Raw genomic sequence first — 18831 nt, forward strand, 5'->3', positions numbered from 1 at the left:
ATAGTTGAATATCTGGCCGTTAATGGATTGAATAGGAAAAAGTAAGGGTATTAATTGATTGTTCAAAGTTTCCCTCAAAAGCCCATTCATTTTTTGACCGGCTCATGTAGAATTCAGGTTCGCTGGAAACAAATCTGGCGTTTGCGGGAATTTTTATATAGATTTTTACTGGAAGACTGTCAATTCCGGGTTGTTTTTGAAATGTCAAGGAATAGGTTGTTTTTATTGAATCTGACGACAATACATATTCTGGTAAATTTTCATCAAGTCTGACTGACCTTTCAGATTCTGCCGGAACGATGACCAGTCCATTAACTTCGTGAAAATCACCCGGTTCAGTTTCTTCTCCGGGGTTTGGTGACCATGCTTGAGAAGACAGGAACAACGAAGGATCGAGTTCTGGAACATTAAAAGCGGATAATGTCGTTCCCTTATTCCTGATAATCCGCCAGTAATCCCAGTAACAGGCTGGTTTCATATAAACCATCTGACTTTTTTGTTCGGGGGTACTCCCCTGAATGCAATTCACACTCCCCCTGAACGGATTCTCATAGGTCATTTCTACTTTGGAAACCGGTTTCTGTGGATTCGAGAGATCAACAGAATATGTCAGGCGGCGCTTGATCAACTTATCCAATTTGTTATAACCCAGGTTTGAATCGACCAGCATCAGGTAATCCTGCTGACTACCGGCTAATCCCCCGTCAACCTGCCAGGATTTGATCATAGCCTGGATTTCTGCATCATTTGACATACAGAGGATGTCGCCCTCCAAAACTAGCGTTTTAATGAGCCGTATACCCCCGGTCAGATGATTAACGTCCATCATCTCTGTGAACTTTGTAAGGATGGCAGAAAACAGCGGTTTAATGAAGTTTTTTCGTTCCTTAAACTTCTTTGCAGAAAGCGCTTCCATCTTTTCTGAAATCATGAAATCTTCAACATTATCTTTTGTCACCGTTTCACCAGATACAGTAACCGGCCCGGTGAATTCCAGCACCTTCCGCAATGTTGACTGGTGAACTGCAATGACGCCATCCGTTTTTATTCCGGTGGATAGAAAATATAGTTCTTGAACCTTTTTTGCCGATTCAGGAAACGATGGATACCAGTTGGCATCCCGGGGAAGCCAGTAATGCGCAAATAATATCCATTTTAAAGGAAGAGGAGCTTCTATTCTCTCTGATATGTAATTGAAGGATGAATCCTGGAAATCCAGTATAGTAATCTGCCCTTTTTCGAACCGCAGAAGCCCGAAGGCAGTGACAAAGCCGCCGGTGGCGCGTAATTCGTCAGAATTTTGCACCATGATAAGATAAGTGACCGGCCTGTCTTCACCGGTCATCCGGGGGATGAGTGTAAGCGTGGAAGCCGCTTTGTTCAGCCCGGCGAGGATCTCTTTCAGATTCTGGATTTTTTTCTGATACTCTTCCGGCCAGAGGTTCCCGTCAACCTGATCAATTTGACTTTCAGCTTTTTGTATATACGCAATTGCCGACTTAATTCCGGATTGATTCTCATTGACTTTGCGTACCAACGGTAGTGACTTTTCGCCGCTCACTGTGTTCCCGGTTGGAAGAATCAGGACCGGCAGCAGCTCTTCTATGGCAAGCAGAGTCTGGTCGGCGGCTTCAATGATCGGCTCGACCTGCCCTGCGTAAACTCCAATACGCGGTAGGGATGAAGCCTTCTTCAGCCATCCATAGTAAGGAGATACCTCTGCCTGGATCAGGTCAATATCAGAATGGGCAGCAGCGATCTTCTCTTTGTATGTATTCATATCAAGATCACGTTTTTTGACCATGTCATTCAATTCATTGACGGTACCTCGCAGCCGGTTAACGCTGTCTGACACGGCCTTCGCATGCGGATACACAATCAATCCAGTGGATATCATCAAAATTAAACATACCCCGGCGATTAGGCCGCAACCCGATTGTCTTTTTTTCAATTCGATTCTCTTTTTATAAATACCGCTGCTTTGACAGGCTTCGCGCCGTCTGGACGATGTTTGGCAGGCCTGATGTGATCAACCGGACAAGTTCTTTGACCACTTCATCAGCGTTGGTATCTGATGAGGCTGGATCGGGAATATCATACGTCTTTTCTTCGGCGATCTCCGTGAGCATGAAGATCCGCGAGGCGGCTTCTGGGAATTCAAAACACAGGGCTTCTTTGTGGTTGGCTTCCATTACTATGATCAAATCAGCGGCGCCAAGCAATTCCCGGTTGACCGAATGGGTGACCTGATACTCGATCCCCTCCAGCCCGAGCTGCCGGGCCAGCTGACGGGTGATACCGGGCAGCGGACGTCCGTTCTCCGTCCAGGTGCCAGCACTGTTGATATACCATTCTCCCGCATCATAGAGGGCAGCCAGTTCTTTACGCAGCAACCCGGCAGCCAGTGGACTTCGGAATTGGTTGGCAGTGCACACCACGAGTATGGAAGGCATATTAATCTGTGAAAGGAATCAGTACCCAATCGCCGCGGTTGAAATGGCAATCTGCCGGGCAATTGTTGTATTGTTCGAGCAATTTGTTATCAACCGTCCCGGCGGTTGACAGGCGGCCGGCGGCGGCTTCTTCATCAGTGACCTGGTGGATGCGAAATGCCGGCATTCCTGGCACTTTCTCCGTCATGCCGGGGGCAATGATGATGACCGAACCGATCCACAGGGGATACGACAGATCGTAATTCAGGTCGACCAGAATGGCGCGGGTAGTGTTAAATTTAAGGGCAAGAAAGTCATACCCTTCCCCTTCGATAACTCGATGAAGAACAAACTCCTGCCCGTCGATGATGAAGGGTTTTTCCAGGGTTATATAGGCGTCTGACGGTGTTTCCGTTTTACCGGGCGTGGGCGAAGGCTGTGCCGCCGGGTCTGTGACGCGCCTTCCGATGGCAGCCAAGGTAATGGTCTGGTATACCATCGGTGAGGCGGTTGCCGGCGGCAGGGTGACTGTGCTGGTCGGACGGATTGTCAGGGTAAAGGCCGGGGTTGCCGTCGGCTCATCAACAGCATTGCCGGTGACCGGGATCAGCCCCGCAGCCAGTTCTGTTTCAACCGGCCGGGTCATGTCAACCGTTGGAACCAGGGTCGGGCCGGTAGCCAGTGCTGGAATCTCAACTCCCCTAACGACGAAATAGTAGTACCCCAGACCAAGCAGCGCCAGAATGACGAACACCCAGAGGGAAACACGCACCGGAGTCGAAAGGCGGTGATGGCCCGGGTTACGTCCCTGAAGCGCTGCCGGGAACACGTCGGTCTCGTTCTGTAGAAAGACACGGCAGGCGGTGTGATTCTGGGTGAGACAGTATTCCCGTTGATGGTCAAACGTCGGAGAGACAGGTCTTCGACAGTGATAGCAGCAGTTTGACGCAGACTCATACGCCAGCGAGGTGGTTTTGTCATACCGCAGACCCAGGAAGGGGCAGATGGATCGGTTGTTGTCGGTGTTGTTAATTTCCATTAATTCTCACGGCTGGGGATTTCCCGCCTGTTTTAATAGGATCCTTTTCCCCGGATGACCACAAACGCTGTGCGAATGAGGATGTGCATATCCAGCCAGATGGACCAGTTGCGCACGTAGTATTCATCGAGGCTGACGCGGCTCTCGTAGCTGGTGTCGCTGCGGCCCGATACCTGCCACATGCCCGTCATTCCGGGGACGACGTGTTTGTACAGCTCGAACCGCCGGTTGTAATATAGAATTTCTCCGTTGACGATCGGCCGCGGTCCCACCAGCCCCATTTCACCCTGGAACACGTTGATGAGCTGGGGGAATTCGTCGAGGCTGAATTTTCGCAGGAATTTGCCCACCCGGGTGATGCGGGGATCGTTTTTGAGCTTGTAAGTGGCTTCCCACTCGGCACGCAGATCGGGGTTCTTCTCCAGATAGTCTTTCAACATGACGTCGGCATCACGGTGCATCGAGCGGAATTTCCACATCTTGAAATGTCTGCCTTCGTACCCGATGCGGTCTTGTTGATAGAAGACCGGCCCCTCTGAATCTAGTTTGATGAGCAGGGCGATCAGGCCGAACAACGGCAGGGTGACTGGCAGCGAAATGAGGATGAAGCACAGGTCCATCAGCCGTTTGGTGTGCATCTGACTCTTGTTGAGCAGGTTGTGACCCACTTCGAGACCCAGTATCCCGCCGATATCCAGCGGCTGGATGCACAAACTGCTGGTGACCTGCGAACTGGTGACCATGATCAGGCGTTCAAACTGCATGGCCTGTTCTTCGACCAGCCGCGTATGCACGTTCTGTGAAGTCTCGGGGACGACCAGAAAGGCGGTCTTGATGCCGTCGAAGCAGTCTGACCGCAGTTTCCCGCCAGAGAGAACGTCGTTATCATGCAGCACCCGGTTTTTGACGGCGGTGCGGTCGGTTTTGCGCCGGTCAACCACGGCGACGGGAATGTAGCCCATTTTGGGATGCGCGCGCAGGAATTCGGCCACTTCGTTGCCCAGGCGGCCGTTGCCAAAGATGACTACCGGTTCGCCCCAGATGCCAAATTTGACCCCCACCATGCGGACGAGTTCACGCATCACCGGTATGCTGACCATGCACAGCACCCACGAGAGGATTAACGCCCCCCGGCTGACGGATTCGCTCTGTTTGATGATGAAAAGGAATGTGGCCAGGCACATGAAGTAGATGCTGGTCGAAAGGCTCAGCCGGCGCAGTTCTTCGACGGCGCTCACGTGATGGTTGTACAGGCCGGTCATAAAGTAGATGAGCACGCCCATGCACATGAGCAGCGAGATTTCTGAGTAGATGGCCGGGATGTTCTTGCCGGTGAGGGTGAAGCGGATGGTGATGGACAGCCAGTTGGCTGCAAAGAGGCACAAGAGGTCGCTGGCGATCAGGCAAAGTGACATGATGTTCCGGCGGTTGAAGATGGTGCCGGATAGGTGTCGTTGTGTTGAATTGTACGTTAGTGCTGTAATTGGTTCATCAGACATGGGTTCCCCGCTCTTCCCTGTATCAAAAAGGCTCCATCCCTGTGCGGTGGAGAAAAAGAAAGACAACTGTGCAGTTTTTGGCTTTATAGCCGGGTTTGGGTCAATCCTTTGCCGCCCCCTGGGTTCGTCCTGCAATATTCATACAATGTTAATTCGTTGACAACCTGCTGGGAATAGGCAATTCCACGTAATGCAGGGTTTTCTCATCTTTCCACCCGTCATTCGTATTCCGCCAGGATGGCCTCAAATTGATGGTAGATGGGTTCAAGGGCAAAGTGCTTTTCAGCATACGCCCGGGCATTACGCCCCAGGCTTTCGCGCAGGTCCGGCCGGTTGACGAGTGTCTCGGCCTGCGAGATCCACCCCGCCGCATCCCCCGGCTCGCTGACCAGCCCCGCCTGCGCCGATTCGACCATGCCCGCGGCTTCATTTTGATGTGACATCGAAAGCAGCACCGGGCGCCCCGCGCACAGGTAGGTGAGCACTTTCGAAGGGACAGAGAACCGGCTGGCATCGGCATTAATCAGGGAGACAAGCACACTGGCAGAAGCCAGTACCTGCGGGTAAACATCCGCTGGCTGAAACGGCAGGAGGATAAGATTGGGCAGCCCCCGCCGCTGCTGCTCGCCGCGCAGCCAGTCAGCCCCGCCGCCTTCTGATACCACCACCACCCGCACGCGGTCATCGGTTTTGAAGTGCTCTGCCAGGGTGACGAACATCTCAGGGTTGTGTTTGTACCCCAGTATGCCGGAATACAGAAAGTTGACGGTTTTATCGAGCCCGTGTCCGCGCGACCAGGCGTTATCCTGATCCATCGGGGGGATTTCTTCGAGCGGCGCCCAGTTCGGGATGACGTGCGTTTTGGTGCGCTCGATCCCCCAGTCATCCAGCAGGGGGTAAAACCCCGGGCTGATGAGGATGACTCTGTCGCTCTGTACAAGCAGGCGGCGTTCCATCTGCTGGTAGTAGCGCCCCATCAGGCCGCCCATCACGGGGATTTTATGCCGCAGGATGTTTTCCATGGCAAGCCCGATGGCATCCTGGAACCAGAAGATGAAGCGGGAACGGGTTTCACGGCAGGCTTGCGCCAGAATGCGCTGGGAATCGAGCGGGGTGTTGGCTGATATGACCACGTGCGGACGTTCTGCGCGAATATGGGCGGCCAGTGTTTTTCCGTAAGACTGTTCCCACAGGTAGCGGTTGACCAGGTTGTACTTGGCCAGCGGCCGCCCGGTGCTTACGGCTTTGCTGGCAAAAGTCCGGCTGGCCGGGTCGCCGCAGCGTTTGACGAGCTGGTCTGAACTGTAGAGGTATGTGATTGTATGGTTTTGCGAGAGCCGCCGTGCCACCTGCTGGCTGAAGGCGTATCCCCCGTAGTCATGGAACAGGATGTTCAATTTTGTATGATAATGGATTTTGATATGTCAATTTTAGAGAAAAATAAAAACTTCTTTTGTAACCAATTTATCGCGATAACAAAACCATAAGAACTAAACATAATTACAGTTGGTAGAACAAAAATCGGATACCTCGGTAAAACAAAAAACACCATAGACACTGCTGTACTAGTAAGCAATAGAAGATATAAGACCATGAATTTTTTGTAGTACTTAATACTATTACATAGACCGAGTATAAAAAATGGAAGCAGACAAAACCACGGCCCTAAAACTAACGGTGAATGCACCTGTGGGTAATTCATTTCAAAACCAAAATATACCCCACCCCAGTAATAGAAAAATTTACGAATGGCAAGGACGATTACTCTTCCCGGGTTTGCCCTCATTACCTTTATTGCCTCATCTTTATATATTTGATCGCGATCAATTTCATATTTATTTGAAAGAACGATATTTCGGATTTTCTCTTGTAATTCTTCTGATTCTTTTACAGGGGGAACGACATAACTGCCAAAGGTTCCCTCTGATTTTTCATTTTGGCCCTGCCAGAGATTATAGCCACCCGAAATGGTCAACGGCGTTAGTTCGCCAAACACGAGAAAATTCCGAATAACCCAGGGGCTGATCGTAATTCCAATGGCTAACACAAAAATGGCTGTAAATTTCCAATGTGATTTTCGATTGGATATGAATAACCAGATAATTACCAGAATGGCAAATAATACTGTTTCAGCCCTGGAAAGGATCAATAGACCAAGAACTACACCTGCTCCAATATTCCATGACAATATCTTGTTGGGTGAAGTTTCCCGAAATAACATTGTTACTAGATATAGGAAAAGTTGAGCTAAAAAGACATATAAGATGACCGCAGAAATCTGGCTGGAACTAAAAGCCAGAATAGGATAGAAGCAGGATATAACCAAAGATAGTACTGCTATAGTTTCATTAAATAACTCTTTTGTTGTTTGATATACCAGGAGGCAAATTAATGACCCTAAAATTGCTTGAATTATTTCAATTACAAAAACCGCGATTTTCTCATTTCTTATAAGACTTGTTATCCCTGCCAGAAAATATGGATAGGCTGGGGGCATATAAGCAGATGGGAAAATAGTCTTAGAACTATCAATATATTTTGTTGTTATTTCATTTTCTTGATTCACCACATAATATGCAAAACCACGATTATGAATTATGTTAAGAACAAGAGTACTAAATTCATTTGGGATATTTGTATCACCAATGATTGGGATTAAAGATAATCTTAACAGAAAAGAGAAAAAAATGAAAATAAACAGATATTTTTGTCGCATCTCTTACCACTTGAATTGAGGTATCGTTTTAGGCCTATCGTTTTTTAACAAAGATCCCCTCAGTTGGATGTTTTCATTAAATCTTTATAATAACATTCGAATTCTTTTCCAATAATCTCTTCTTTACATTTGCTTCTTATAGAATATTTCGCATTCTCACCTAAATAATTCGCAAAGTCAGAATCTTGAAACAATCGATCAATTTCCTGAGTGAAACCTTGAATATTTCCAGGTTCTACGATAATTCCATTTTCATAATTACATATTAAGTCCAAAATACCATCAATACTTGAAGCAACGACTGGTTTTCCAATCCACATAGCTTCAATTAATGCTCTAGGCATCATTTCTGAATGTGAGGGAAATACAAAAATATTATTTTTTTCCACTATTTCCATTGCTTCATCTTTTGAAAGCCAACCTGTAAAGATAACATTTTCTTCTAGCTTTTTTTCTTTTACAAGAGCATTTAGTTTCTCTTTATACTTTTTATCATTTATCCCACCAACTAAGAAGCAGACAATAGTTGGATATTTATCTTTCAATGAAGATACAATGTGAATAAGGTCCTCTTGAGCTTTTCTGGGTTCAATATTTGCGATATAGGAAATTGATATCAGTGTTTTTTTTGGGGGGGTGTTTTTTATTTGAACATTATTTTCGTGAAATGCATTTGGTATGAAGCGAACACGTTTTTGTTGTAAATCATTATGATATAGATAATCTCGAAGAGTTGTAGATAATGCAATAAACCCGTCAGAAAAATAACGAATATAAAATATGCATATTTTTCTAGATATCCAAGATTTCCAAACGGTTGGATTATGCGAAATACCAATGATCCTTGATTTCTTTAATACGGGAATGAATAATGATGAGAACCAGAGGGCAGGCAAGTCTTTCAAATTATTAGAAAGAATTGAATCGTAATAATTTTCTGACAAATATGAGAATAAGAATAGAGAAAATTCTATGAAACCGAAAAATGATGATATAGGAGTAAATTCAACAATAGATAAATTTTTCTTTAGGAATCGCAATTCATCAAGATCAATTGACGGATCAAAATATCTGTCATGAGTAATAAGGATTGTAAGATCTAGATTTGTTTGCAGGTGAGCGTAAACTTGAGATTGAATTGGACGAATTATGAGAGATTTATTCATTTTCAAATAGAGAAGTACAGTTAGTGTAAGTTATCAAAGACAATAGAGTTCAGCATATTTCGCAATCGAAGATTGCCAACTAAATTTTTCTATTGCCAGTGATTTACATTTTGATCGAAGATTTGATTTATCAACATGGTAATTACAGAAATCAATTATAGATTTGGTCGAACGATTAACATCAAAAGATATGGAACATAAAATATCTGTTTCCCCCATTAGGGATTTTATACAACCGATATTTGGTGTTGAAGCCAGTGCAACACCACTAGCAAGATACTCAGATATTTTTATTGGGCTAGCCACATGATTAATCAGAATATCCTCTCTGAGGATAATACCTATGTCAGATGCAGATAATAAGTTATATGTCTCCTCTACTTTATTGGTCGAAAAAATGTGCCAATGAGTTATATCGATTTTGAGTAAATCTGCTTTTTGTTTGAGTAAATCCACATCTTGAGTTATTACTAAAATGTGAGTTTTTAGAATTGATAATTCTAGTGATCGCAATAATCTAATTATTTCATCAGGCTTTTGCCATTTAAGAAAACTTCCACTATATACAAAAACCCATTCGTCGTTATTAACATTCCAATTTTTACGTAAATCTTCTCTAATTTTTTCTTTTCCTTCAAATAATCTTATATCAACACTTGCAGGAATTGTATTGATTCGTAAATTTGAATATTTGTTCTGTAAATATTGTGTCATCGTTTGAGATACAGATAATAATTGTGAAGCTCTAGTAGCACATATATATTCAAAATATTGAAGAATTTTAAACCAGTAATAATTAATTGGTGTCTTTTTTTTGTCTAAAATCATCTCTTCAGAAGATAATCCTCTAAAATCATGAATCCATGTTATATTTTTTTTATTTCTTGCTAAGGTATTAATAAAGTAACCTGAAATACAATATCTTGTGTAAATAATTACATTTTGTTCTAAATACTCTTCTTTGTTTTTTATTAGCCAAATAGTAGCCCTGAAACATGCAAGAAGTATTGTAAAAATATTTATCTTATTTGAAAAATAAGGAAGAATTGTCTTTTTAATATTAGATTCTGATATTTCATTTTTCTTTTCAAAAGTATGTTCTTTTTTATCACATGTAATAATTTCCACTTCTGAACCAGCATCTTTAATTAGTGAAGCAGGAATTAGCACTTGTGATTTAAATACACCATCTTTGCTGGCTACAAATTCTGGAACAAAATAAATTATCTTCTTCATAATACTTGCCTATATACATCGATTATTTCAGCACCAATACTTTCCCAGGAAAATTTTTCGGTTATCTTCTCTTTGAGATTGAAGTTCTTTTCTTCTATCCATTCTCTTTTTATTGATTGATAAATATTAGTAGTATTTGGTTTTGTATATGTTATTAAGTTTCCTAACACTTCCCCCATAGCAGTTCTTTCTGTAAGAATAATTCTTGTTCCTGCAGCCGAAGCTTCTAATACAGATATAGGAAATACTTCGGATTCACTTACAAGTGCGAATAGTTTTGCTGATGAATATGCAGATGCAAGCAATGGATCATCATTGTTTATGGCATCGATAAATAGTACATCAGATTCCTTTGCCTTTTCCTTACATTCCAGATAATAGCCTGGATGTTGAGTATTAGCAGGTCCAATAAGAACTAATGGCCAATTACCTTTTTTACATGCTTCGATCAACTTTAGTTGATTTTTCCTTGGTTCTATTTTCCCTACACATAATACAAAATCTCTCTTCCCATATTTTTCTAGGAATAATGTTGGGGTTGCATTTAAAAATTTTTTATCTATACCATTAGGTATTACTCTAATTTTTTCTGGCGAAATAGAAAATGCTTTCTTTATAATTTCTTTTTCTTTATCAGTTAATGCAATTAAATAATCAGCTAACCTGGCTATACCATAAGATTGCTTTATTGACGAGAAAACTCCTCTACATCTCTTCGAAATTTGAACTTGCATACTTAGAGTAGCTAAAGATCTATCCTGCAAATTAAGTACTGAGCTGACAATTAATGGTTTTGATTTCGCTTTTACAATTTCGGCGAATTCATAGATTGAAGGGTGTAATGAAAATATATGAACCACATCAACATCAGATAATTTTGATTTCCATGGGTCAAAATAAACTACATCAATTCCTGCTTTTTCTAATTGATCCGCTGTTTTTGCTATTTGTATTTGCATACCCCCCAAATTTTGACCAATATGGGGATATGAAACAAAAAGTACTTTTATCATTAGTTTGTTATCAGTCCAGAGTTATTATTGCGCATTTTTAGAAGATCCATTGAAAGGGATTCTGGATAAATACTCTCATAACAAAAAAGTATGGCAAGGCTTATAAATACAGGTATTGAGCCAATATCACTAATTGAAAGGATACCTAAAAAAGAAGCAAAAAATCCCAATAGAAAAAAGCTCCTTGTAATGTTCTTTCCATTTTTGATCATTCTTGATATAGACATGGAAATTATGAGAATAATCGGAGAATAGTATATAAATAAACCAACCAATCCAAGATCAACTAGAATAGCTAATAGCGTATTATGGACAGCATCTCCCACTCTTGTTACATAACCACCCAACCCAATACCCACGAATATATTCTTGGGATTTGACATAAAGATATCTATAGCTTTCATCCAAAAGTAAGTTCGACCTTCCAGTCCCTCTTCTGTAACACTTTTATATATAGATTCAAACCTAATTAATAAAGCATGTTGGTAAAAATAAATATATATAGGAATAATTAAAAGAAATAAAAATGAGATTATTATGTTTTTTTTATCAATAAAACATGAACAGATTAGAATAAAAATTAAACAAATCATACCAGCTCGGGAATATGTACCAAGAATACCAATACAAATTCCAATTTGAACAATGGACCAAAAAGTCTTCTCCCAAAACTCTCTAGATTGTTTTTTACATATTGTCGTTGAAATAAGTGGTGGGAGATATAGTAATGATAGATAATTTGGTTCTGTCCCCCAAAATACCAAGCGTTCGTACATATCAAGCAGTCCAGAATTGTGTTTTATAAGTATCCAATTGTGAGATAAACCCGTATAGTATTGAATCAGACAGATAACGAAAGTTAGGAATCCAATAATTGAGTAAATCTTCAAAAAATCAGAAAGTTTTGTTGCTTCATTTATTACAATTATTACTAATAAAAATATTGAAAATCCCCTAAAAGCCCAGTTGAAATATCTAATTCCATTAGTTATATTTGGTGTATAAAAAAGACTGCAAAGGGCATATATGCAAATTAGTACAAGAAAAAAATAGATAATATTGTTCTTTTTATAAAACAATGCTGTCTTTTTGTAATTTATTAAAACACTTAGCATAGTAAATATTACGAGAATGATGGCAATAGGATAGGAACTGTATTTGCTTCCAAATTGGATAATTGGCCAATAATAATTACATAATATTACGATTATCCCAAATAGTGGATTTTTAAAAGAGGCAATAGCTCCTAAAAATAGACCTAGAAATCCTATAAAACTAAATCCCCCTTGAAATGCAGATCCAAATGCCATAAAAAAAACAGCGCAAATAAATATAGAATTATTGATTCTATTTTTGTTTTTCAAGTTCATATATATAATAAAAAGAAATAACTACTTACTTCAATTTTTTCTATATCGAATTACTTTTGCTGGATTACCTGCAACGATACTGTATCTTGGTACATCTTTAGTTACGACTGAACCAGCGCCTATTATTGAACCTGTTCCTATAGTTACACCCGCAAGGATAGTAACCCTGGCACCAATCCATACATCATCTTCAATAGTAATCGGCCCTGCATCATAAAAACCTTGTTCTACCATTGGGCGATCTAATAAATCAAAACAATGATATTGGCTATAAATTATGCAACCAATAGCCATCATCACATTATCACCAATTGTTAAATCTGCCCTAATCCAACTGTCTATTCCAAGGTCACTATTATTTCCAATAGTTATTGTTTTTCCTGTATCAAAATCCGCACCTTTATAGATATTAATTCTTTTCCCTGCTTTTCTTACTACTCTTTTTACTAAAAATGCCCTAAACCAATTTCCAAATTTACCAAATGGGTATGATTTTATCGGTAAATTTTTCGCATTGTTGTAATATAAAAAAAGATGTACCTAATGATTCTTTTCTCGAAATCTACGGATATTTTTTATAAGAATTAAGACTGATACAACTTTTTATCCATCATTTTCAAAATCCATTTCCTTTTCCAAATAATTATCGAATAGTATAAAGAAGTACCTAGAAATGCGATAAGAAGAATAATCTCGCGAGAGAAATCTAAATAGGTTAAAAAGGAAAGTAGGCATCCTAAAGGTATAAATGCCCCTAGACTTTTTCCTATGTATTGCGATAACTTCTTCCAATTCGCTCCAGAGATATTCATTATCATCACACATAGAAACCCATATACAATAATTCCAGATAAAGCGAAAAGTAAAATCGCTATGCGTGGATTTTGTGATATTCCACCTATTAAAAGTGAAATAAATCTGCTGATGAAAATCACAATATCAAGCTTAAGACTAAATTCCTGCTTTTGTAAAACAAGGAATATATTACTTATTGGTGAAGAAATAAACCAGAAAAACATCCAAATGCTGAGTATTTGTGTATATACTCCAGCTTCTGCCCATTCTTTTCCAAAAAGCAAAAAAAATAAATCTGAACCTGTTATGGTTAAGACCAATAATGGAAAGAGCGTAAATAAAACAAGGTAGTCTAGAGAATTTTCGACCAATTTAGAAAGATGGCCTTCTTTTTGTGCTTCAGCAGCTCTGGGTAAAAACGCTTGAGAAATTGTTACACCAATAAGATTCATTGGCATTCTTAAAATTTTATTCCCTAGATCATACAAACCAGAAACGGATGGAGAAAAATATGCAGCAAGCATAAGAGTGGGTAATTGCCAGGAGAAATAATTCAGAATGCCGGAACCAGTACTATACAGTGGAAATTTTCTATAACGATAGATTAAACTTTTCATTAATTCGATGTCTATTGCTGAAAGTATCTTTTGTAAGTCAGTCCAAAATGTTTTTGTAAATAATACTAATGTAGATGCAATATTTCCCCAGATAACTCCATGAATCAGTATTCCAATTGTTGGTGGATTTATTAATCCTAGACCAACTTGAAATGAGGAAGTTATTCCACTATAAGTTACTCTTCCAATCGAAACATCTCCAAACTTGTGGAATCTCGTATTCCAATAACTAATTACTTGAAAAATCCCTGTAAAAAAATTCAGAAGAGGTAAAACCCAGAGATAAGTGAAAAGATTTGATGCATTTAACAGCTTTAAAAATGTATTTCCCACAGAAATCGTTAAAATCCACACCAGAAATGTTGTAAAAATTACTAATAAGAAACATAAAACAAGAATATTGCTTGCTTCTTCAAATGTGTCTGGTAGTATGATTGCCAGTTCATATCTCAATGAAGAGACAATAGTCAATACTCCAGTAATTGATATAAAAATAGCTAAGCTTCCAGTTTGCTCTGGAGTATATAATCTGGTAATTATTGGAATTGCAATTACATTAATAAGTTGCGCCAGTACGGTTCCAGTTAATATTGAGAATATATCTTTAAAAATGCTTTTTTTTATTTTTTCTAGAAATTGAGTAAACATATTATTTAATAAACACTTGGAAAGTGTGATATTAATTTTTCAAAGGAATAATAAACTTGCATATATCATTAATTAATTGGCATTTTTTATTTGTGATTTTTTCCCAATTAATATCTCTAAAAATCTTATGGTCAACTAAAATGACAATAAGATCTGCATCTTTCAAAGCATCTTCCAAATTTTCTTCTAGTGATTCGCCAATTTTATGTAATGATCTTTTTATGTAAGGGTCAAATATTTTGATTTCCAGATTATTTTGATGTAGAAGGTTTATTATTTCTAATGCCGGACTTTCTCGAAAATCATCAACATCTGGTTTGTATGTAACTCCGAGGCAAGCTATTTTCGGGTTTTTTATTCCTGATAGAGTTTTTTTTATTTTTTCAACGATAAATTGAGGTTGTGAATCATTAGTTTTTCGTGCTTGATAAATCAATTCCACCGTATTCGGTGCCTTTTCAACTAAAAACCATGGGTCAACACTAATGCAATGTCCACCTACCCCAATTCCAGGTTGTAGAATTTTTACTCTGGGGTGTAGATTAGCTATAGAAATAGCTTCAAAAATATCTATTCCAAAAATATCTGCAAATCGAGAAAATTCGTTCGCAATGGCAATATTTACATCTCTGTAAGTATTCTCCATTAATTTGACCATTTCTGCTGTGGTCGAATTCGTGGTTATGATTTTTCCCTTAACAAAGCAACTATATAATTCTTTCCCTTTTTCGGCGGAATCTGGTGTAATTCCACCAATAACCCTGGCATTTTCAACAAGTTCTTTCAATATCTGCCCTGGTAATACTCTTTCCGGAGAATAAGTAACATAAAAATCTTTCCCGGCTACGAGTCCACTTCTTTCAAGAATTGGAGTTATAAGATTTATTGTGGTCTGCGGTGGTGAAGTGGATTCCAATACAACCAGATTGCCTTCTCGTAAATGTGGAACGATTGCCTCTGTAGCAGTTTTTACCGCATCCATATCGGCAAGTTTATATTTTTTACCGTCTGTATAACCAAATTCTGAATGTTTAAAAGGTGTTGGTACAGCAATAATAAAAGCGTCAGCCGGTTTTACATCTGATCCAATTATTAATTTTCCAGATTGGATAGCGTCCTTTACTAATTCTTGTAAGCCCGGTTCCTCTATGTGAATTCCGCCATTTTGTAGTACATCAACAATATTTCTATTAATTTCTACACCATAGACTGTTTTTCCATGTGTAGCAAACATAGCAGCAGTTGGTAACCCTATGTAGCCCAATCCTAGAATGCAGATTTTTTCTAGTTTGTTGTTATTAGTAATGTTTTCCATTTTTACCCCTTCTTCTTCCCCTCACCGTCATAGTAATACTTGCCCTTGGCGTAATACTTGTTGTAGTAATACCCGTAGCGCTTGCTTGAGGGGTTCACCTCATTCAGCACCACCCCCAGAATAGTGGCATTCACCGCCTGCAGGGCTTCAAGGCTCTGGCGGAACGCGCTCTTCTTTGTACTGCCCGGTTTGGCCACCAGAATCACCCCGTCAACACTCTGAGCCATCGCGGCGGCGTCCGTCACCGTGAGCACCGGGGGCGTATCGATCACAATCATGTCAAACCCATGCAGCAAAATCTCCATGATCTTGCCCATGCGCTGCGAAGTCAGCAATTCAGACGGGTTGGGCGGCAGGCTGCCCGAAGTCATCACCGCCAGCCGGGGTGACGTGGTGCGCTGCAGCGCGTCAGTAATCGCGTCATCCGGCTTCACAAACAGGTCGCTCAGCCCCAGCCGGTTCATCAGCCCGAAGCGGTGATGCACCTGCGGCCGGCGCAGATCGGCATCCACCAGAACCACCGTCTTCTCGCCCTGGGCCACCACCACCGCCAGGTTCGTCGAAATCGTCGTCTTACCGTCCTGCGGCGTGGGGCTGGTGATCACAATCTTGCGCAGCGGCCGATCCACCGAAGCGAAATTGATATTGGTGCGCAGCGCCCGGAACGACTCCGCCACCGGCGAGCGTGGTTCCGCCTCACAGACCGGCTTGCCGTCTGTCACCTCATGGCGGGCGATCACCCCCAGAATGGGGATGTTGAAACTCTTGCGCACCTCTTCAGGATTCTTGATCGAATCGTCCAGCATATCCACCGCGAAAATCGTCCCCGCGGCGAGCAGCATCCCCACCACCACAGCCAGAAACGTATTCTGCATCGTGCGCGGGCTCACCGGCGTATAGTTCGGCGTGGCGGGCTCCGTCACCACCACATTCGTACTGGTCTGGGCTTCTGAAAGGCGCACCTTCTCATAATTCAGCACCAGGTCAGAATACAGCTTGGTATATTCCGTCAGCCGGGCTTCAAGCTGCTGCCGGCTGGCTTCATTTGTGGTGATCTCCAACTCGCGGGTCGTCTTCTCGATCTGCGTCCCCATCTCCGTTACCTGCTTCTGCAGGCCGTCTTTACTGGTGGTGTAGCGCTGCGATTGCAGCTCGCGCACCCGGTCAGCAAACACCCGGGCCAGAGAATTGGCCATATCCGCCGCGCGTACCGGGTCAGGGTCCGTCACCGTCACCACCAGAAGCTGGGTCTGGTTGATCAGCTCGACAGAGATATTCTTCTTCAACTGCTCCACCGTCAGCGTGAGGTTCTGGTCATCGATCACCCCCTGCAGCACCGGCGAATCGAGCACCATCTCGGAATACGTCGTCGGCATTGTCGACGTGTTGAGCATCGACTTGCTGTCAATCGTGCTGATCGACGGCGGATCGCTCACCAGCAGCCGGGTGGTCGTCTCATACATCGGCACCTGGCGCGACGAAATAAAGTACGCCGCCGCACCGGCCACCAGCCCCGCGAGAATGATCACCCATGCCCATGACCATAACAGGTACAGGTATTCTTTAATATCCACGCCCGAATCAAACGGGTCTGCTGCATACGAAGATGACACGGGTGAAAAACGTTCAGATGAGTAAGTATCCATTAATTAACCTGATGATTTGGGATAAATAGAATCTAAAAGACAGACGAAAGCCGCCTGAGAATATCCAAGCTCCGCCCTTTCGACATCAGCCGATGCCGAACACACTTTGCCCTGACGCACACCCTGCCCGAAAAACCTGCCAGTCTCACCGACGGGGGTGGTTTGTCTTATTCAATTACCTGTATTTGGTTGAGAAAACGGCTTTCTACCTGTAAGACCCCGCTGCTGTAGTGACCCCCTGCGCCGAACCGTCTATACTTGCCTTGATGAAAGACTACCGGATGATCAGCTACTTCTGGGATTATCACCGCACATCAAACCAGCCTGTGAGGTAATAATTTATAACGACCGCATTATAGCATTAAAACTTCTATTTTCGTATTAATACTTAATATATTTGTGGAAATATGTGGAGAACACCTATAATTTCCCCCTTAACACAAGATAATGAGTTTTTCTGCGGTTGTAACCGTCATCCTTTGTCTCCCGGCCGATGAAATAGAGGCACTCTCAGGGCAGACCGGCTGAAGATGCTCCCATACCTGATCGTATTCTCCTCAGGGTGAGGACATATCTCGAAGAGGAGCGATATTAAGTAATAATACCTAGTTATTAAAATGCCTGATACGTTACAATACTTATCATAATTAAGCGGTTAATAGTAGGGGGAATTCAAATGAGTCATAAAGTAAAAATTGTATTTCGAGAGGGGGGAGATAATGTCAACTATCTGGTGTGTCTTACATTGCAAACCGAATAAAGAAGAATTTGTGCACCGTGAATTGGAATATAGAGGAGTGGCGCATTTCTATCCATTCGTTACGGTGGTGCCAGTCAACCCCCGCAGCCGAAAGCGGCGTCCGTATTTCCCGGGGTACATCTTTGTTCATATCGACCTGGATAATGAAACCCAGGCATCTGCACTGCGCTGGGTGCCAGGCACGGTGGGACTGGTCACCTTTGACGGACTGGTCGCCGGCGTGCCCGAGAGTCTGGTCAATGCCCTGCAGAAACGCATGGCCGAGCTTCCCGCTATCATGGCCGCTGAACGAACCTTCCGCCCGGGCGATCGTGTGCGGGTGGTAAGTGGTCCCTTCGCCGGTTATGAAGGCATTTTTGACATGAACCTCAGCGGGCAGGAACGTGTACAGGTGTTACTTCGATACCTGCATCACAACATCCGTAAGGTGGATATTAATACAGCGTCGCTGGTCAAGGTGACGGCAGCTGGCACCACGTCTTAATCCAGAGGTGGTGTCAGGCCATGATCGGTAGGTAATATTCCTCAACAATCCTGTCAACCTTATCGTTGGTTTAGTACCCTTTATCCGATTTATAT

The 18831-nt window shown here is 42.2% G+C and carries 15 protein-coding genes; 1 reads left to right on the forward strand and 14 read right to left on the reverse strand.

Features of this window, described 5'->3' with window-relative positions:
• Positions 1-19: 19 nt before the first annotated feature.
• The 14 genes from LTAR_RS16500 to LTAR_RS16565 all read right to left on the reverse strand — a co-directional run bounded on the left by LTAR_RS16500 (position 20) and on the right by LTAR_RS16565 (position 17492).
• On the reverse strand, positions 20-1897 hold the full coding sequence (locus LTAR_RS16500) for a DUF4012 domain-containing protein (RefSeq protein ID WP_062423413.1): 1878 nt from the start codon (positions 1895-1897) through the stop codon (positions 20-22).
• Between the two features lie 67 nt (positions 1898-1964).
• Complete coding sequence (locus LTAR_RS16505; protein ID WP_062423414.1) at positions 1965-2453, reverse strand: arsenate reductase/protein-tyrosine-phosphatase family protein; 489 nt, start codon at positions 2451-2453, stop codon at positions 1965-1967.
• A 1-nt stretch (position 2454) separates the two neighbouring features.
• A complete protein-coding gene (locus LTAR_RS16510) occupies positions 2455-3471 on the reverse strand; it encodes a hypothetical protein (RefSeq protein WP_062423415.1) in 1017 nt (338 codons plus the stop codon).
• Positions 3472-3503: 32 nt separating this feature from the next.
• Entirely contained in the window at positions 3504-4970 is a 1467-nt protein-coding gene (wbaP, locus tag LTAR_RS16515) for an undecaprenyl-phosphate galactose phosphotransferase WbaP (RefSeq protein WP_062423416.1), read from the reverse strand.
• Between the two features lie 218 nt (positions 4971-5188).
• Positions 5189-6367, reverse strand: coding sequence for a glycosyltransferase family 4 protein (locus LTAR_RS16520; RefSeq protein WP_081420046.1), 1179 nt, complete (start codon positions 6365-6367; stop codon positions 5189-5191).
• The gene (locus LTAR_RS16525) at positions 6364-7686 is read right to left on the reverse strand and encodes a glycosyltransferase family 39 protein (RefSeq protein ID WP_062423418.1); all 1323 of its coding nucleotides are present in this window, start codon (positions 7684-7686) and stop codon (positions 6364-6366) included. The genes LTAR_RS16520 and LTAR_RS16525 overlap by 4 nt, the downstream gene beginning before the upstream one ends.
• 59 nt (positions 7687-7745) lie before the next feature.
• Positions 7746-8852, reverse strand: a complete 1107-nt coding sequence (locus tag LTAR_RS16530; RefSeq protein ID WP_062423419.1) for a glycosyltransferase family 4 protein — start codon at positions 8850-8852, stop codon at positions 7746-7748.
• A 33-nt stretch (positions 8853-8885) separates the two neighbouring features.
• Positions 8886-10088, reverse strand: a complete 1203-nt coding sequence (locus LTAR_RS16535; RefSeq protein WP_062423420.1) for a glycosyltransferase family protein — start codon at positions 10086-10088, stop codon at positions 8886-8888.
• Entirely contained in the window at positions 10085-11101 is a 1017-nt protein-coding gene (locus LTAR_RS16540) for a glycosyltransferase family 4 protein (RefSeq protein WP_062423421.1), read from the reverse strand. Before LTAR_RS16540 ends, LTAR_RS16535 begins: the two co-directional genes overlap by 4 nt.
• A complete protein-coding gene (locus LTAR_RS16545; RefSeq protein WP_158423466.1) occupies positions 11101-12411 on the reverse strand; it encodes an O-antigen ligase family protein in 1311 nt (436 codons plus the stop codon). Before LTAR_RS16545 ends, LTAR_RS16540 begins: the two co-directional genes overlap by 1 nt.
• Positions 12412-12501: 90 nt before the next feature.
• Positions 12502-12969, reverse strand: a complete 468-nt coding sequence (locus LTAR_RS17725) for an acyltransferase (protein ID WP_081420047.1) — start codon at positions 12967-12969, stop codon at positions 12502-12504.
• Positions 12970-13055: 86 nt separating this feature from the next.
• Positions 13056-14531 (reverse strand): lipopolysaccharide biosynthesis protein, encoded by a 1476-nt coding sequence (locus LTAR_RS16555; RefSeq protein WP_062423423.1) that lies wholly within the window; start codon positions 14529-14531, stop codon positions 13056-13058.
• 31 nt (positions 14532-14562) lie between these two features.
• Positions 14563-15846 carry a nucleotide sugar dehydrogenase gene (locus LTAR_RS16560; protein WP_062423424.1) on the reverse strand — a complete coding sequence of 428 codons (1284 nt, stop codon included), beginning with the start codon at positions 15844-15846 and terminating at the stop codon, positions 14563-14565.
• A gap of 2 nt (positions 15847-15848) precedes the next feature.
• On the reverse strand, positions 15849-17492 hold the full coding sequence (locus tag LTAR_RS16565) for a tyrosine-protein kinase domain-containing protein (protein ID WP_062423425.1): 1644 nt from the start codon (positions 17490-17492) through the stop codon (positions 15849-15851).
• A gap of 719 nt (positions 17493-18211) precedes the next feature.
• Here LTAR_RS16565 and nusG point away from each other — a divergent pair.
• Positions 18212-18736, forward strand: a complete 525-nt coding sequence (nusG, locus tag LTAR_RS16570; RefSeq protein ID WP_062423426.1) for a transcription termination/antitermination protein NusG — start codon at positions 18212-18214, stop codon at positions 18734-18736.
• Positions 18737-18831 lie beyond the last annotated feature (95 nt).

This window comes from Leptolinea tardivitalis, assembly GCF_001050275.1.
Lineage (GTDB): Bacteria > Chloroflexota > Anaerolineae > Anaerolineales > Anaerolineaceae > Leptolinea > Leptolinea tardivitalis.

Coding starts and splice junctions, on each gene's coding strand:
- LTAR_RS16500 (WP_062423413.1), bottom strand. CDS start 1,897: ATGATATCCACTGGATTGATTGTGTATCCGCATGCGAAGGCCGTGTCA.
- LTAR_RS16505 (WP_062423414.1), bottom strand. CDS start 2,453: ATGCCTTCCATACTCGTGGTGTGCACTGCCAACCAATTCCGAAGTCCA.
- LTAR_RS16510 (WP_062423415.1), bottom strand. CDS start 3,471: ATGGAAATTAACAACACCGACAACAACCGATCCATCTGCCCCTTCCTG.
- wbaP (WP_062423416.1), bottom strand. CDS start 4,970: ATGTCTGATGAACCAATTACAGCACTAACGTACAATTCAACACAACGA.
- LTAR_RS16525 (WP_062423418.1), bottom strand. CDS start 7,686: ATGCGACAAAAATATCTGTTTATTTTCATTTTTTTCTCTTTTCTGTTA.
- LTAR_RS16530 (WP_062423419.1), bottom strand. CDS start 8,852: ATGAATAAATCTCTCATAATTCGTCCAATTCAATCTCAAGTTTACGCT.
- LTAR_RS16535 (WP_062423420.1), bottom strand. CDS start 10,088: ATGAAGAAGATAATTTATTTTGTTCCAGAATTTGTAGCCAGCAAAGAT.
- LTAR_RS16540 (WP_062423421.1), bottom strand. CDS start 11,101: ATGATAAAAGTACTTTTTGTTTCATATCCCCATATTGGTCAAAATTTG.
- LTAR_RS16545 (WP_158423466.1), bottom strand. CDS start 12,411: ATGGCATTTGGATCTGCATTTCAAGGGGGATTTAGTTTTATAGGATTT.
- LTAR_RS16555 (WP_062423423.1), bottom strand. CDS start 14,531: ATGTTTACTCAATTTCTAGAAAAAATAAAAAAAAGCATTTTTAAAGAT.
- LTAR_RS16560 (WP_062423424.1), bottom strand. CDS start 15,846: ATGGAAAACATTACTAATAACAACAAACTAGAAAAAATCTGCATTCTA.
- LTAR_RS16565 (WP_062423425.1), bottom strand. CDS start 17,492: ATGGATACTTACTCATCTGAACGTTTTTCACCCGTGTCATCTTCGTAT.
- nusG (WP_062423426.1), top strand. CDS start 18,212: ATGTCAACTATCTGGTGTGTCTTACATTGCAAACCGAATAAAGAAGAA.